Consider the following 15,560-nt stretch of genomic DNA (forward strand, 5'->3'; position numbering starts at 1 on the left):
CGCCGCGGGCGCCCGAACACGCACCCGCGGCGGCGCACGATGAGGAGAACTGATGCCCCACCCGCTCGTCCCCACCGCCGAAGGCCCCGTCCGCGGCCTCGCCGGTGCCTCCGCCCACGTCTTCTTCTGCATCCCCTACGCCGCGCCCCCGGCCGGCGCCGCCCGCTTCGCCGCGCCCGCGCCCCATCCGCCCTGGCGCGACGTCCGGGACGCGACCCAGCCCGGACCGACCGCGCCCCAGCCCCGCAGGGACGGCTTCGGCGCCCTGGACATGGCACCGTACTTCGGTCCCGGTTGGATCCCCGGCGCCGACTACCTGACGCTCAACGTCTGGGCTCCGCCCCGTGCCCGCCGCAACCCGGTGATGGTCTTCGTGCACGGCGGCGGGTTCCTGGCCGGCTCCACCCGCGCCGCGCTCTACGACGGCACCGCCTTCGCCCGCGACGGCGTGGTGTTGGTGACGGTCAACTACCGCCTGGGCGCCGCCGGTTTCCTTGACCTGCCCGGCGCCCCGCCCAACCGCGGACTGCTCGACGTGGTGGCCGCCCTGCGCTGGGTCCGGCGCAACATCGAGGCGTTCGGTGGCGACCCCGGCAACGTCACCCTGTTCGGTCAGTCGGCGGGCGCGACGCTCACTGGCGGCGTCCTGGCCGCACCGGACACGGCGGGCCTCTTCCGCCGCGCGATCGTCCAGAGCGGCAGCGGCCTGGGCGCGTTCTCCCGCGAGCAGGCGGCGCGCGTGACCCACGCGGCGGCCGCCGCCCTCGGCATCGCACCGACCGTCGCGGAGTTCGCCGCGGTCCCCGATGAACGGCTCCTCGCTCTCTTGCCCGGCCTCACCGGTATGGATCTGCGGACCGCCACCCGGTCCGATCCGCTGCTCGGACTCAGCCCGTACAGCCTGGTGTTGGACCGCCAGCCGGCCCAGGCGGTGGCCGCGGGCGCCGGCGCCCGCGTGGCCCTCCTCATCGGCACCACCACCGAGGAGGGCAACCTCTACCTCGCGCCGCAGGGCGAACTGACCACCTCGACGGCCCAGGACGCGCACGCCCTCGCCGCCCGGATCCACCCCGACCCGGCCGCGCTCGTGGCGGCGTACCGCGCCAGGCACCCGCGGGCGGGCGCGGGCCGCCTCCGCTCGGCCCTCCTGGGCGACGCGCTGTTCGGCACCGGCAGCCGCTGCCTTGCCCAGGCCCACGCGGCCCACCGCGCCGCCCCCACCCACACCTACGTGTTCGACTGGCGCTCGCCCGCCCTGGACGGCCGGCTCGGCGCGGCCCACACTACGGAACTCCCCTTTGTCTTCGACCAGTTGGGCCTGCCGGCCTTGCACGGTCCCCGCGGCCTGCTCGGCCCGTGCGCGCCATCGGCCCGCCTCGCCGCCCGCATGCACGGCGCCTGGGTCTCCTTCGCCCACACCGGCGACCCCGGCTGGCCCCCGTCCGAAACCCACCGCTTCACCGGGGACGAGTGACCGGTGAAGGAGTCGTTTCCCTGCGTCCGCGAGATCGGGAGAGCCGTGGTCGCGGCTCGTGTCGGACGTCGGTCGCGTGACCTGCAAGTCCGTCCGCTGTCTCACGTCGTCTGCACGGTCCCCGCGGCCTGCTCGGCCCGTCCGCGCCACCACGGGTGCCAGATCGTCGAAGAACGTCGGTGGCCAGGATTCGCAAACGACCCGGCTTTCACGAAAAGTCTCGTTCGCGGTGGAGCCGGAAGCGCTGCCGTCGAAATCGCCAACCGTGTCCGCCGGACAACGCCAGCAGTCCCCATGGTGCTGCGACGTGAAAAACCCCGAACCCGCCCTCGCCGCCTCGGATCTGCACGTGGTGATGTGCTGTGCGATGTGCACCTTTACCTGTACGCGGTGCTGAGCTGCGCTGTTGATGGGGAGTCGAACCCCCGCGTTGCTCTTCACGCGCCAGGAGTGGGCCGGAAGACCGCCGGCCCTCGGTGTGTGCACATCCGCGATCGCCGGTACCGGCCGCAGCGTCTGCCGCCGCGGTGACCACCGAGTGAGGCAACCGCAGGACATCCCTGCGCGCGAGTGCGTCGGTGAGCGTGCCGTCCGGGCCCATCTCCACCGTGGCGTTGGTCCGGTTGATCCGCCGGATCAGCGCTTCGAGGGTGTCCAGCACCTCACCGGCTCGGCCAACAGCTGGGCTGCGTCCTCGGCGGGTGTCTCGCCCTCCTGGTACCGCGCGCTGCTGACGGCGCGTGCTCGCAGCTGCTCCACACGACGCGTCGCTTCCGCAATGAGATCCCACACGACGGGTCAGGCGGCCCAGCCGACGGAGGAGACGTAGGTGTAGGCGTCCCAGTCGGCGCCCAGGCCGCCTTGGATGGTCTCGTCCCAGATCGCTTCGAGTTCGCGGGCGTCGTGCGCGATCCAGGCGTCGACGGCTCGATCCCAGATCAGGCCGCGGACGTTGAGGGAACGCTTGCTGGGAGTGCGTTCCTCGGCAACCAATAGGCGTTGATTTGGCACCTGAAGAAAGGTGACGCCGAGCGCGGGCACGTCGTGTCGTACGGGCCAGGAGATCGACGGGCCGGGCGAATCGGCGCCGAACGAACGACGGGGCGGCGAACAGCGAGGCGGGGAACGGCGAGGCAGGGGACGGCAACCCGGGCTCCAGGACCGTCCCAAGTAGTGGCAAAGGTGGGGTAGTTGCGGTCTGCGGGACTCTTGACGGCAGCCTTGGTCTAGTCCAGCTTGTGTCGGTGAACGGTCACACTTTTCTTTCTTCCTCCCCCACGGAAGGACCGGACGCCCGATGAGGATGTCGACCCGTACAGCTCTGGCCGCGGCAGCCGCCGGAGCCTTGTCCGCCCTCGGAATCACCGCCGCCAGCGCGGGCACCACGCACCCGCAGGCGATCCCCCCGGCCGCCCCCTTGGACGCGGCGCAGTTCGCCCCGTACGTGGACATGAGCAACTCCGCCGAAGGTCGGCTCGACACAGCCATCACCGGTCATGGCGTGAAGACCTACACCGCCGCTTTCACCATCGGCGCCGGTTGCAACAACATCTGGGGCGACACGCTCCCGGTCGGCAACGACCCGTACACCGATCCGGAGATCGCCAAGGCCAAGGCCGAAGGCGCCAGCGTGATCGTCTCCTCCGGCGGAGCAAGCGGTGAGCCGCTGGCCTTCACCTGCACCGACCAGGGCCAGATCGACGCTGGCTACCAGAAGGAGATCACCGCCTACGGCGCCAACTCCCTGGACTTCGACATCGAAGGCGCGGCCGTCGCGGACACCGCGGGCGTGGCCCGGCAGATGACCGCGATCAAGGACCTGAAGGCGAACAACTCCAGGCTGACCACCTCGGTGACGCTGCCGGTGTTGCCCACCGGCCTGACCGCCGACGGCATCAACGTGCTGAAGGCCGCCAAGGCGGCCGGCGTGAGGCTGGACAACGTCAACGTCATGACGATGGACTACGGGCAGGGCACCGGCACCGACATGGGCGCGGCCGCGATCAGCGCAGGCAAGGCCACCCTGGCGCAGATGCAGTCCGTGGACTCCGGCTACACCTACGCCAACCTCGGCATCACCCCGATGATCGGTGTGAACGACGACGGTTCCACCTTCAGCCTGGCCGACGCCGCCTCGGTGGCGAGCTGGGCGGCGAGCAACGGGGTGGGGCGGATGTCCTTCTGGTCCGTCAGCCGTGACCAGGCATGTACCTCGGCTGCGAAGGCGTCGGCCAAGAGCGGCCCGGACGCCGCGCAGACCATGAAGCCGGCGGCGGCCTCGCCGGTGTGCAGCGGCGTCTCCCAGTCGCCGTTCGCCTTCACCGACGCACTGCTCAACGGCTGACGCACTGCTCAACGGACGACGCCCGTTGTGGTCGGCGGGTCTAATGGGGGCATGGAACTGCGCGGGGAAGATGTCGTACTGCGGCCAGTGGGAGGCGGCGAGGGTGAGGTTCTCGGCAGGATCGTCAGAGAGCCGGAAGTCGCGGCGTGGTGGTCGCCTCCAGAAGACTATGAGGGCATGCTCGCCGTTGTCTTCGAGGGTGAGGTCATCGGAGCGGTCCAGTTCGAGGAAGAGACCGACCCCGAGTTCCGCCGTGCCGGCATCGACATCTTCCTGACGGCACGGCATCACGGGAAAGGGCTGGGTGCCGACGCGGTGCGCACGTTGGCCAGGTGGCTGGTGCGGGAACGCGGTCATCACCGGCTGACGATCGATCCCGCCGCAGCCAACACCGCAGCGATTCGCAGTTACCGCAAGGTCGGGTTCAAGCCCGTGGGGATCATGCGAGCGTACGGGCGCGACCACCAGACGGGACGCTGGCAGGACGCACTGCTGATGGACTTGCTCGCCGAGGAGCTGACGTGATCGGGCGGCTGGCCAACGCCAACGCCTCGGGCCTGGCGTGTTGCGGGCCGCACGGGTTCTTCGGGTGTGACGACGAAGTGGGCCCGTGCGGCCCTTTGCCATCCTGCCTTCACCGGCATCTCCCGCGTATGTCGCGGCGGTTGTGGTCGAGGAGCTGGCCCGGTTCGGGCTGGGCCTGACCGCCCGGGTCGCGCGGGTGCCCGGACCGCGATGGTGCCGGGGCAGTTCGGGCCGTCCGGTTACGCGAACGGCTTCAGCTGACGGGGTGCGGCGACAGCGCCGTGAACCACAGCAGGACGACGGTGGCGACGCCCATGATCGGGGTGAGTATCTCCGTCTCCAGCTTGTTGCCGCTGTGCTTGATGATGACGATCTCGTAGCGGTTCTTCAGGGGCCAGAGCCACGGGGCGCCCTGTTTGGTGATGGAGTCGCCCAGCAGATGGGCCAGGCAGCCCAGGCCGACGGCGTACGGCAGCCAGACGGGGGCCGAGGGGATGAACTTGGCGATCACTGCGGTGCCGATCCCGGCCATGGCGACGATCGTGCTCCAGGCGGAGAATCCGTGGCCGGGCGGGCAGAGGTTGAGCGCGCGAACCGCGAGGGCCAGGAGGAAGAAGGTCAGACCGAGGGTGAAGGGCCGGCCCAGGTACGTCACACCGGCCCAGGTGCCCGCGGTCATCAGGGCCACGAAGAACAGCGAGTGGGTGGCGTGGCGGTGGCCGCCCGAGATCCAGGCCACGAAGCGGCACAGGACCTTGGAGACCGGGCCGAGGAAGTTGGCGATGGTGCCGTCGTGGTGGTCCAGGTCCGGCAGCAGTGCGGCGCCGGCGCACAGCACCGTGCCCATCAGGATTTCCTGCGGTGCGAGGTGAGTGTGCATCACCAGCGGAGGCAGAAAAGGTGTGGTGCCTGCAAAGAGCAGGGCACCGCTCATCGCGTGTGAATGGCCCATCATGGTGCGTTCGTCCTCCCCGTTCGGTGCGTGTATGTGACGCGCACTCAACAACGGCGGAGACGCTATCAGCGTGATCGCCCCGGGTGGGCTGCGGACGGCGCCCGGCGCAACGGAACGTCCCGCTCGAAGGGGAAGACGAAGGGGAAGACGATGCCGTTGGCAATGGGCCGAGAGTGAACGCTCTAGCGGAGGCATCGCGAACCACCAACGGCGGCCCCACCGCCCACCTCGCCGAAACCGCACGACAAAACCCGAAACGGCCTCAGGCAGCAGTGCCTGAGGCCGTGTCCCTTGGCGGTGGTGAGTGCCTCGGGCGGGGGTTTTACGGCGCCATCTCGTAGGCCCCGGCCAGCGCCTCGACGCGCTGCCAGACACGGGCGGAGCGGGCCTCGTCGGTGACCGGACGGCGGACCGCGCCCAGCGCCCAGCGCTGCTGGACCTCGGTGGCGGAGTCCTTGCCGTGCAGTTCGACGGCGTGCGCGGAGAAGTCGCGGACGAGGACGGCGAACAGCTCGTCCAGGACGTCGGATTCCAGGCCGGTCAGGTGCGCCTGCTCCAGGATCAGCTGGCCGTGCACGACCAGCGCGAAGAGCTGGCCGACGGCGAGGAGGAGGTCAAGGTCGCGGCTCTGCTCCTCGTCGGGGGCGGCGGTGGTGATGAACTCGCAGAGCGCGTCGGCCTGTTCACGCAGGCGTGCGACGTTGGGCAGCTCGGCGTAGCGGTCGTAGGCGGTGCGCCAGTCGTGGAAGCGGATGGCGCCCAGGCCGCGGGCGGGTCCCTGCTGGAAGAGGAAGGCGTCGTCGGCTGCGTCGAGGCGGGTGGGCACGGGTGCGTACTCGGCCGGGTTCAGCAGGTGGTTGCCCATGAACTTCAGGATCAGGGCGAGGTTGACGTGGACCGTGCCCTCCAGCTTCGGCAGGCCCCGGATCTCGGTGGCCGCCTGGGCGAAGTAGGTGTCCTTCTCGAAGCCCTTGGCGGCGATCACGTCCCACATCAGGTCGATGACCTTCTCGCCCTCGGTGGTCACCTTCATCTTCGTCATGGGGTTGAAGAGGAGGTAGCGGCGGTCCTCGGGGCCGGCGGAGCGGAAGTAGTCGACCGCGCGGTCGCTGAACATCTTCATCCCGACGAGGCGGACGTAGGCGTCGGTCAGCTCGCGGCGCACGTGCGGGAAGGCGGTGACTGGGCGACCGTAGAGGATGCGGTTCTGTGCGTGGGTGACCGCCTCGTACATGGCGTGTTCGCAGATGCCGATGGAGGCGGTGCAGAGGTTGAACTTGCCGACGTTGACGGTGTTGAGGGCGGCGTCGAAGGCGGCGCGGCCGGTGTGCAGGACGTCGTCGGGGCCGACCGGGTAGTCCTGGAGGCGGAACTCGCTGACGTACTTGGAGGAGTCGACGACGTTCTTCACCAGGTGGTAGGCCGGGTGGCGGCTGTCGGCGGCGAAGAAGACATAGCCGTCCGGGCCCTCGATGTCGGTGCGGCGGCCGAAGACCGAGACCAGGCCGGCGGCGTTGCCGTTGCCGATGTAGTACTTGGCGCCGCTGGCCCGGAAGCCGCCCTCGCCGTCGGGCTCCAGCAGCATGTCGGTGGAGTAGATGTCGGCGCCGTGGGCCTTCTCGGAGAGGCCGAAGGCGAACACCTCGCCCTGGTCGAGGAGTTCGGCGGCGCGGGCGCGGGCGGTGGCGTTCTCGCTCTGCCAGACCGGGCCGAGGCCGAGGATGGTGACCTGCCAGGCGTACCAGTAGTCGAGCCCGTAGAAGCCGAAGATTTCGTTGAGGGCGGCGATCCGGGCGGTGTCCCAGCGCTTGTCCGGCTGCTGCCCGTCTGCGGCGGAGGCGGGGGTGAGGAACGTCGCGAACAGCTTTTCCTTCGTGGAGAACTCCAGGAACTCCGCCAGCCAGGTACGGGAGCGGTAGTCCTCGATGAGCTTGCGCTTGCCGCGTGCCTCGAACCAGTCGACGGTGGCGCGCAGCAGTCGGCGGGTCTCGGCGTCGAAGTGCGTCGGGTCGTAGGTGCGGGGGTTGAACAGCAGGGAATCCGCCATGGGGGTGCCTTTCCGGGCTCGGGATGTGGGGTGGGGTGCGGGGGTTGTGGCGCCCGCACGGGGGTCGGAGCAGGGGTCAGGACGGGTCAGAGCGGGGGCAGAGCAAAGGGCGGGGCGGAGGTCAGGGCGGGGGGCGCAGACGGTGCAGGGTGGCGAGGACGTCGTCGAGCCAGGCGATGGTCATCCGCTCGTAGGCGATGCCGCCGCGCAGCACGACGTGCTGGAGTTCCTGTCCGGCGTCGAGCGGGGCGTCGGCCTCGGGGTCGGTGAAGTCGCGCCGCTGCCCTGCGAGGTAGTGGGCGAGCCGGTCGGCGTGGGTCCGGCGGTGCCGCTCGACCTCGCGGATCAGGGCGGTCGGGTCGTCGAAGGCCGCGCCGCGGATCTTGACGGCGAGGTCGTGCCGGACGCTCTCGGGTTCGACCGGTTCGTGGAGCCAGCGGGAGAGGGCGGCGCGGCCGGGGGCGGCGACGGAGTACTCCTTCTTGTCCGGCCGGCCCTGCTGCGGCACGTCGCGGACGTCGATCCAGCCGTCGTGCTCCATCCGCTTCAAAACGCGGTAGATCTGCTGGTGGGTGGCGGTCCAGAAGTAGCCGATGGACCGCTCGAAGCGCCGGGACAGCTCATAGCCGGAGCCCGGTTTCTCCAGCAGGGAGACGAGGATCGCGTGTTCGAGCGCCATGCCCCGATCCTGCTATGCAACTCGTTGCATAGACAAGCGGGGTCGGCCGGGTGAGACGCGGCTCACTGGCTTCGTTCGCTTGACTCTTGCGCCGGTCTTGCGTTGGTTCGTCACCGATTTGCGCATTCGACTGAGTCAGTGGGGTGCCGGCCACGGGCAGCGCTGCCGCCGGGATGACGGCCTCGGCGCTCCGGGCGACCGAACGCCGCACGGAGCGTTCCTACGATCTGCTCGGGCAGCTCACCGCGGTCGCCAGCCTGGGCCTGATCGTGGCAGCCCTGATCGAGGGCGGCGCCCGGGGGCCACCGTGCCTTCTCCGCGGCGATCGCCGCCGGCTTCGCCTACCAATTCGGCGCCTTCGGGCCGCAGTTCATCATCGCGATCTTCATCGCGGCGCAGTGGGGGTACTCGACGAGGGGACTTGCCGTCGGCGTCGCCGTCCTCGGAGTGGTCCTGGCGGGCGGCGACCAGGTCGGGGGCCTCCGCCTCGGCCTGGCGATCGGCGCCCTGTGTTTCCTGACCGTCGCATTCCCGAGCCGGCGATACATCCGCCGCTAAAAGGGCGCCGCTCCCCCAGCCGCCCCCCTCGCCCCATGCGGAGCGGCTGGCGCACAGCCGTGAACCGAGCCGCCGGCCGGACCGCTACGGTGAAGTCACCGGCCCGAAACAGACACGGGACAGAGCCTGAGCCTGGCCCTGAACCTGAGCCCGGCCCTGAGCGTGGGCGACGCCGCAGTGGCGGGGCGCAGGGCGCGCCCCGCCGGGTGGCTTTAGGAGGACGTCTCGCGGCAGTCGCAGGGCTGTGGTCGTTCGGAGTGAGCTGGTGGGGTGACCGGCACCAGATGGTGGACCCGGGCCGGTGGCAGGTTTCCCAGCACCGTCTCGGTGCGGAAGGTGTGTCGGCGCAGGATGCGGCGCAGTACGCCCAGGCCGGCGAGGGTGCGCTTGCGGTCCGCTCCGTCGGCGAATGTCTGGCGTATCGTCTCGCCGCCCACGTAGCCGAAGAAGGACAGGGTGCCGCCGGGTCGCAGGGCGCCGAGCAGCCGGTCGAAGATCTCTTCTGTGGTCCGGGCGTCGAAGTTGGCGAACGGCAGGCCGCACACGATCGTGTCGTAGGAGCCGAGGTCGTGTTCCTGTACCAGGCCGGTGCGGATCCGGAGCCTGGGGTCGCCGGCGTAGGTCTGTCGCAGCAGGGCGGCGAAGCGCGGGTTCGCCTCGATCAGATCCAGGGTGTCGAGCGGGGTGAGTGAGCCGGCGATGTGCCGGGTCACCGCTCCGGTGCCTGGCCCTACCTCAAGTACCGCGCGGGAGTGGCCTGGGCTGGGGACCAGATATCGGGTGAGGGCTCTGCTGAGCTGGGCGCTGCTGGGGGTGATCGCCCCCACGTCCCGACGGGCCCTGGCGTACTCCCGGAGGAACAGCGTCACTTCAGCCACAACTCACCCACTGCGATCGCGAACGTTTCGGTAGTGCACATGGCCTTGCTCGGGGGTGGCCCAGCTCGGCAACGGCATGCGGATCAGTGTGCCCCTGGCCTGGCAGGACAACCGACGCATGATCGGGGAGATGTGGTGAAGGAAGCGTGTCGGCACTCTTCGCTGACCGGGTGGTGCGAACTGACTGTCGACGGTGGATCCGGCTTCCGTGGTGGGTGTGCGGTGTTCACCGCGCGGTGAAGTGTGCGGTGGCCAGTACGTGGCCGTCGGCCGAGGTCAGGCGGATACCGGAGAGCGTGGCGGGGTGTACGGGGGCGGGGGCGCCCCAGTAGCCGTCTCCGTTGTGCAGGTCGAAGGTGCCGAGTCGGACGGTGCTGCCGTCGCTGCGTTCCAGTAGGCAGGTGACCGTTCCGGTGTACGGGTTTCCGGCGTCGGCGAGGTCGACGGACATGAATACCCAGCCTGGTGACCCGGGGTGGGCGTAGATGTCGCCAGCCGATTGCCGCTGTCCCGTACCGGCTCCGGTCAGGTGGGCGTAGAGCACTCTCGCCTCGCCCTGGGCGGTTTGTGCGGGGCCGGCCTCCACGCTTTCGATGGCCGTGCCCAGGGCCCAGCCGCCGAAGCCGAAGCCGAGTGCGAGCACGGCCACGGCGGAGGCAACCCGCAGCCGTATACCTCTGCGGAACCCGGCGTGCCGGACCCCGAAGCCGCGCGCGCTCTCGCGTCCGTCGCGTGCGGCCTGGGCCTGGGCCAGCCGCCGCGCCACCCGGGCCTCGAAACCGGCCGGCGGCTCGCTGCCGGGCAGGAGGCCGAGCAGCCCGTCGCCGACGAGGGCGAGCTGTTCGATGTATTCCCGGCAGTCCGCGCAGCGGTCCAGATGGGCGGCCGCCTCAGCCCGCTCCCGGCCCGAGAGGACGCCCAGTGCCAGTTCGGCGCCGGTCTCGCGCAGCCGTTCGCAGGTCAGGTCCTTATTCATGACCTCCTCGCTTTGGGGACGTGGGCTGGGGATGCCGGGGGTTCGCGGACGGGGGGCGCAAAGGCGTGGGAGGGGAGTTGGTGGGGCGGGGCGAGGTCAAAGTGGTCCGTAGTTTTTCCATTGCGGTGCGGATCCGCGTCTTGGCGGTGCCCACCGGGATGTGCTCCCAGTCGGCGACCTGCTGAGCGGTCATCCCGTAGATGCCCGCCATCACCAGGGCGCGCCCCTGTTCGCCGGGCAGCTGGGCCACCGCGGCCCGCAGGGTGGCGGACGCCTCGTCGGCGAGCGCCTGCCGCTCGGGGGTGTCGGTCACCGCGTCCAGGAGTGCGTCGAGGTCCTGGGGGGCCACCGGCTCGGGTCGACGCGAGCGGACGGCGTCGATGGCGAGGTTGTGCGCGATGGTCGTCAGCCAGGCCGTCACCGATCCGCGGCGGGAGTCGTAGATCTGCGCGTGCCGCCAGGCGCGCTCGAACGTCTGCTGGGCGATGTCCTCGGCGAGCTGTGGGTCACGGGTGACCGCGAGGGCCACGCCGAAGACCGTGTGTTGGAATCGGCGTACGAAAGTGACAGCGAGTTCCGGGTCACCCGCGGCGAGGCCGGCCAGCAGCGCCTCGTCGGGGATGCGTCCGACCGGGAGCTGCAATCTCTGCACGCCCTTGTATACGGTCCGCCCCGGCCAAGGGATTGCCTGGCGGTTACGGAAGACCACTCCCCCATTCTCCCTCGGCGCCACCGCCTGCCATGGCTGCGGTCGCCCGTGCACCGAGCGTGACGGAACGGTCGAACCAGCCCGGGCCTGGACGGCTGGTGTGCGGCTCATGGCGGAGCCCCGGGCGGTGAGGTGTCGGCGGGCCGGTGCGGGTGGTAGAGCCCTGCATACGCTGCGCTGTGGGTGAGCAACTGGTGGTGGGTGCCGCGGTCGGCGGTGCGGCCGTGGTCGAGGAGCAGGATCTGGGTGGCGTCGCGGACGGTGAGCAGGTTGTGGGAGATGAGGATCGTCGTGCGCCCGCTCATCAGGAGGCGTAGTGGTTGCAGGATGCGGCGGCCTGATGCGGCGTCGAGGCCGGTGGTTGGTTCGTCGAGGATGAGCAGGGGCGCGTTGCGGATCACGGCGCGGGCGATGGCCAGACGCTGGCGTTGTCCGCCGGAGAGCAGTCGGCCGCGTTGGCCCACTACGGTGTCGTAGCCTTCGGGGAGTTGGCTGATGAAGGTGTGTGCGTCTGCGGCGTGGGCGGCTGCGACGATGGCTTGGTCGCTGGCGTCCGGGCGGCCGTAGGCGATGTTGTCGCGCACGGTGCCGTGGAGGACGAGGGTCTCTTGGAGCAGCAGGGCGACGTTGTCGCGTAGGTCTTCCAGTCGCAGGTCGCGTAGGTCGTTTCCGTCGAGGCGGATGGTTCCGTGGTCGGGGTCGTAGAAGCGCAGCAGGAGCTTGGCGGCGGTCGACTTGCCGGCGCCGCTGGCGCCCACCAGGGCCAGTGTCTGGCCGGGTGCCACGGTGAACGAGACGTCTGCGAGGGCTGGTTGGGTGGTTCCTGGGTAGTGGAAGGAGACGTGGTCGAACTCGATCTCGCCGTGGGCACGGCCGAGCTTGCGGGGGGCTGGGGTCTGGATGACTTGGGGCCGTTGGTCGAGCAGTTCGATGATCCGCTCTGCGGCGGCGGAGGCCGAGTAGAAGGTGTTGCTGAGGCCGGCGATGCCGCGGAGGGGGCCGTAGAGCCTGCTCAGCAGGGTGAGGAAGACCATCAGGCCGCCCAGGGTGAGGTGGCCGCGTGTCAGTTCCCAGGTGCCCAGGCCCATCACGAGCAGTGCGCCGGCCAGTTCGATGAGGTCGACGATCGTGGTGTAGACGGCGCCGAGGCGGGCGGATGCCATGACGGCCCGGAACCTGCCAACGCTCTCCCGTTCGAACCTGCCGTGCTCCCAGCGCTGTCGGTTGTACGCCTGGACGAGGGCGATGTTGCCCAGGGTCTCTTCGGTGATCGCGCTGATCGAGCCGCTGCGGCGCCGTCGCTCCCGTGATGCGGCCTTCACCCGTCGGGAAAAGCGCCGGGCGGTGAACCAGAACAGCGGGGCGATGACGAGGGCGAGGACCGTCAGGTCCCACCGCAGGAAGAACAGCACGCCGAGGAAGATGCCCACTCTCATGACCTGCGCGATCGCGTTCACGATGCCGGAGAGCAGGAACGTCTCGACCGCGTCGACGTCACCGGTTACCCGAGAGAGCACGTCGCCGAGCCGCCGCCGTTCGAAGAACCCGAGTGACAGCCCTTCGACGTGGCGAAACAGATCGGACCGCAGGGTCAGGAGGAACCGTTCGCTGACCCATGTGGAGGTCACGTCGTCGGCGAAGGCGAGAGCTCCGGCGAAGAGTGTGAACCCCAGGTAGGCGAGGGCGATCGGTAGGAAGAGGTGCAGGTCGCGCGGGACGAGCATGGCGTCTATGACGATCTTGAAAAGCAGGATCTCGGCTGCGTCGACGACGGGGCCCAGCACGACGAAGGCCAAGATCACCACCAGCCAGCGCCGGCCGCCGCGGGTGTACGGCCAAAAGCGCCGGAAGACGTCGCGCAGGGCCACCGGTGGGGCGGCCCGGACGAGGGCGTCCGCGTCGGTGGGGTCGTCGGTGACGGGCAGCAACCACCGCGCCGTCCTGGCGAGGCGACTCGTCGCGGAAGGGCGCGTGCCCTGCTTGCCCGCGCCGTTGCCTGGGGTCTCGCCGTGGGAGGGAGCGTTCGGCCGCGCGCTGCTCATGTCGCCTCACCAACTGGTGCGGCCGGGCCGAAGCCCGGCCGCTGACACATCCGAGGCGTGTCAGTACCTCCCTCCACGGTCCCGGTCACGGTCACGGTCCCGGTCCCGGTCCCGGTCGCGGTCCCGGTCGTGGTCCCGTCCCTCGCGCCCACGGCCGTCGTGGTCACGTCCGTCCCCGTGCCTGCCCGAGCGGTCACGACCGCTACGGCCCAGCGCGGGTGTGAGGTTCGCGAAGATTCCCATGCTCGCCCCTTCCTGCTGTCCCCCGTCCATCCCTCACTCACCTATACGGAATGAAGCGCGAAAGGGATTGACCCCGGTGGTTGGATCCGATGGTCAGGTGCTGGTGGGGGTGTTGGCCGTGGTCTTGTCTGTGGTGGGGCAGCGGTGCCGCTGCCGGGTGTGGTTGGCTACGCCGTATGGGTCCCAGGCGAGTGTTCCCCGGGTGGATGTGTGTGCAGCCGAGCCGTTCCAGCGGGGATGCCGGGTGGTTTCCCGCTGTCGGACCGGGGGGTGGGTCATGAGTGTCCGCCGCGTGCCGTCGGAGTCCGGCCGTGTCCCGATACCGAAGGCAGTGCCCGCGCCCCCCTTCGACCCCGAACTGGGCGTTGTACTGGCGGCGTTGAGTAGGGAGTCGAGGGAGCCGGTCACCCCGGAGAATCTTCAGGCCCGGCAGGAGCGGGATGCCGCGACCCGGCCCAGGCCGACGGCCGAGGACCTTCGCGCTGACGGCCGCTTCGAGGTGACGCAGTGGTGTGTGCCGGGGCCGGTGGGCGCTCCGGACGTCACGCTGGTGAGCGCGCGGCCGGCCGGGCTCGTCGGGCCGCTGCCGCTGCTGTATTACCTGCACGGAGGCGCCATGGTCATGGGCAACGCGTGGTCCGTGCTTCCGCGGATCCTTCGCGAGTGGGCCCTCCCGCTGGAGCTGGCTGTCGTCTCGGTCGAGTACCGGTTGGCGCCGCGGGCGCAGTACCCGGGACCGCTGGAGGACTGCTACGCCGGGCTGGTCTGGGCGGCCGGGCACGCGGCCGAACTGGGCATCGATGTGGACCGCATCATCGTCGGAGGCAAGAGTGCGGGCGCCGGGCTCGCCGCGGCCCTGGCTCTGCTGGCCCGTGACCGCGGCGGTCCCGGGGCGCTGGGGCAGCTGCTGCTGTGCCCGATGCTCGACGACCGCGGCAGCACCTTCTCCAGTCATCAGATGACGGGCCTGGGCGTGTGGGACCTCACCTCCAACGCGACCGCGTGGAAGGCGTTGTTGGGTGACCGCTACGGTGCCGCGGACCTGCCTCCCTACGCGGCCCCTTCCCGTGCCACGGACCTTTCCGGTCTTCCTCCGGCCTATGTCGAGGTCGGGTCGGCCGAGATGTTCCGGGACGAGGCCGTGGCTTATGCGAACGCGATCTGGCAGGCCGGCGGGCAGGCTGAACTGCATGTATGGCCCGGTGCCTACCACGGCTTCGACGGTTTGGCGCCGCGGGCGGCCCTCAGCCAGGACGCACGCGATGCCCGTACCCGCTGGCTCCGGCGGCTCCTGGCGCAGTCCGGCACGGGGAACCGGGCTGCTGGTTGAGCGGGCCTGGGCGATGCCGGGTGGGAGCGTGTCGGGGATCGGCAGGTCACGGTGGGGGCGGGCTGGTTGGGGTGCGCAGGGCCACGGCCGCTGCGTAGGTGGTGTCCGGCACGGTGACGTCGCTGATGGTCCAGCCCGGGGGCGCCAGGGGCTGCTCGCCGGTGCCCACGTAGTCCTGGGAGGGTCTGCGGTTGAGTCCGGTGCCCAGGGCTTTGAGGAGGGCTTCTTTGCGGGTCCAGGTGTGGGTGAAGGCCGTGGCGCGGTGGGGTGGGGTCAGGGCGCGCAGTTCGGCGGTTTCTCGGGGGTGCAGGGCGGCTGCGACCTCGTCGGCCACGGCGGGGGTGGCCAGGGGTTCCACGTCGATGCCGACGGTGGTTGCGGCGAAGGCCAGGACGCAGAGTCCGGTGGTGTGGGAGAGGGAGAAGTGCAGGGGGTGCCCGATAAGGGCGGGGCGTCCGTGGGGGCCTTTGCAGGAGGTGCAGGGCATCCGGTAGAGCGGGAGGTGGGCGGGGTCGGCGCCTAGGTAGGCGGCCAGGAGCATGCGCAGGCTCACGTGGGCGGTGAGGTAGGTGGTGCGGTCTTCGGGCCTGCGTAGTGAGGTTGCTTGGTGTCGTTCGGTGGGGTCGAGGATCTGGTGGTGGGTGGTGGTGAGCGCGGTGGGGTGAGGGGTGGTGAGGTGCCAGAGGTGGGGCTGGTCTTTGGTGGTGGGTAGGGGCAGTTGTCGTGGCCAGGTTCCGGGGGTCAGTGCTGTGGTGGTGAGCATGGGGTGCGCTTCTGGGTGGTGGGGTGGCGGCCGGCGT

At 70.3% G+C, this 15,560-nt stretch carries 13 protein-coding genes and 1 pseudogene; 4 read left to right on the top strand and 10 right to left on the bottom strand.

Translation table 11 applies throughout. From position 1 onward, the window contains the following. Positions 1-52 precede the first annotated feature (52 nt). Positions 53-1,474 carry a carboxylesterase/lipase family protein gene (locus ACO0M4_RS29520; protein WP_430374135.1) on the top strand — a complete coding sequence of 474 codons (1,422 nt, stop codon included), beginning with the start codon at positions 53-55 and terminating at the stop codon, positions 1,472-1,474. 487 nt (positions 1,475-1,961) lie between these two features. On the opposite strand, the pseudogene ACO0M4_RS29525 reads toward ACO0M4_RS29520, so the two are convergent. Then, positions 1,962-2,266 (bottom strand): annotated as a pseudogene (locus ACO0M4_RS29525) (DIP1984 family protein); the annotation flags it as partial. A 6-nt stretch (positions 2,267-2,272) separates the two neighbouring features. After that, positions 2,273-2,485 (bottom strand): hypothetical protein, encoded by a 213-nt coding sequence (locus tag ACO0M4_RS29530; RefSeq protein ID WP_430374136.1) that lies wholly within the window; start codon positions 2,483-2,485, stop codon positions 2,273-2,275. A 286-nt stretch (positions 2,486-2,771) separates the two neighbouring features. On the opposite strand from ACO0M4_RS29530, the gene ACO0M4_RS29535 reads away from it, so the two are divergent. Both ACO0M4_RS29535 and aac(6') read left to right on the top strand, forming a co-directional pair. Further along, positions 2,772-3,818, top strand: coding sequence for a chitinase (locus ACO0M4_RS29535; protein ID WP_430374137.1), 1,047 nt, complete (start codon positions 2,772-2,774; stop codon positions 3,816-3,818). 51 nt (positions 3,819-3,869) lie between these two features. After that, complete coding sequence (gene aac(6') / locus ACO0M4_RS29540; protein ID WP_430374138.1) at positions 3,870-4,343, top strand: aminoglycoside 6'-N-acetyltransferase; 474 nt, start codon at positions 3,870-3,872, stop codon at positions 4,341-4,343. 253 nt (positions 4,344-4,596) lie between these two features. Here aac(6') and ACO0M4_RS29545 read toward each other — a convergent pair whose 3' ends face one another. The 7 genes from ACO0M4_RS29545 to ACO0M4_RS29575 form a co-directional block, all read right to left on the bottom strand. Next, positions 4,597-5,298 carry a metal-dependent hydrolase gene (locus tag ACO0M4_RS29545; RefSeq protein WP_430374139.1) on the bottom strand — a complete coding sequence of 234 codons (702 nt, stop codon included), beginning with the start codon at positions 5,296-5,298 and terminating at the stop codon, positions 4,597-4,599. 322 nt (positions 5,299-5,620) lie between these two features. Continuing rightward, positions 5,621-7,345, bottom strand: a complete 1,725-nt coding sequence (locus ACO0M4_RS29550; protein WP_430374140.1) for an acyl-CoA dehydrogenase family protein — start codon at positions 7,343-7,345, stop codon at positions 5,621-5,623. 121 nt (positions 7,346-7,466) lie between these two features. Next, positions 7,467-8,024, bottom strand: coding sequence for a PadR family transcriptional regulator (locus ACO0M4_RS29555; RefSeq protein WP_430374141.1), 558 nt, complete (start codon positions 8,022-8,024; stop codon positions 7,467-7,469). 770 nt (positions 8,025-8,794) lie between these two features. Beyond that, positions 8,795-9,460, bottom strand: coding sequence for a class I SAM-dependent methyltransferase (locus ACO0M4_RS29560; protein WP_430374142.1), 666 nt, complete (start codon positions 9,458-9,460; stop codon positions 8,795-8,797). Positions 9,461-9,686: 226 nt separating this feature from the next. Then, entirely contained in the window at positions 9,687-10,436 is a 750-nt protein-coding gene (locus tag ACO0M4_RS29565) for a hypothetical protein (RefSeq protein ID WP_430374143.1), read from the bottom strand. Continuing rightward, positions 10,429-11,088: an RNA polymerase sigma factor gene (locus tag ACO0M4_RS29570; RefSeq protein ID WP_430374144.1), complete on the bottom strand. Its 660-nt coding sequence runs from the start codon at positions 11,086-11,088 to the stop codon at positions 10,429-10,431. The genes ACO0M4_RS29565 and ACO0M4_RS29570 overlap by 8 nt, the downstream gene beginning before the upstream one ends. Positions 11,089-11,252: 164 nt before the next feature. Then, entirely contained in the window at positions 11,253-13,187 is a 1,935-nt protein-coding gene (locus ACO0M4_RS29575; protein WP_430374145.1) for an ABC transporter ATP-binding protein, read from the bottom strand. 520 nt (positions 13,188-13,707) lie between these two features. Between ACO0M4_RS29575 and ACO0M4_RS29580 the strand changes: the two genes are divergently transcribed. Beyond that, complete coding sequence (locus tag ACO0M4_RS29580; RefSeq protein ID WP_430374146.1) at positions 13,708-14,760, top strand: alpha/beta hydrolase; 1,053 nt, start codon at positions 13,708-13,710, stop codon at positions 14,758-14,760. A gap of 46 nt (positions 14,761-14,806) precedes the next feature. Here ACO0M4_RS29580 and ACO0M4_RS29585 read toward each other — a convergent pair whose 3' ends face one another. Further along, a complete protein-coding gene (locus ACO0M4_RS29585; protein WP_430374147.1) occupies positions 14,807-15,523 on the bottom strand; it encodes a 4'-phosphopantetheinyl transferase family protein in 717 nt (238 codons plus the stop codon). Positions 15,524-15,560 lie beyond the last annotated feature (37 nt).

It is taken from the genome of Streptomyces sp. RGM 3693 (assembly GCF_050471125.1).
Taxonomy (GTDB): domain Bacteria; phylum Actinomycetota; class Actinomycetes; order Streptomycetales; family Streptomycetaceae; genus Streptomyces.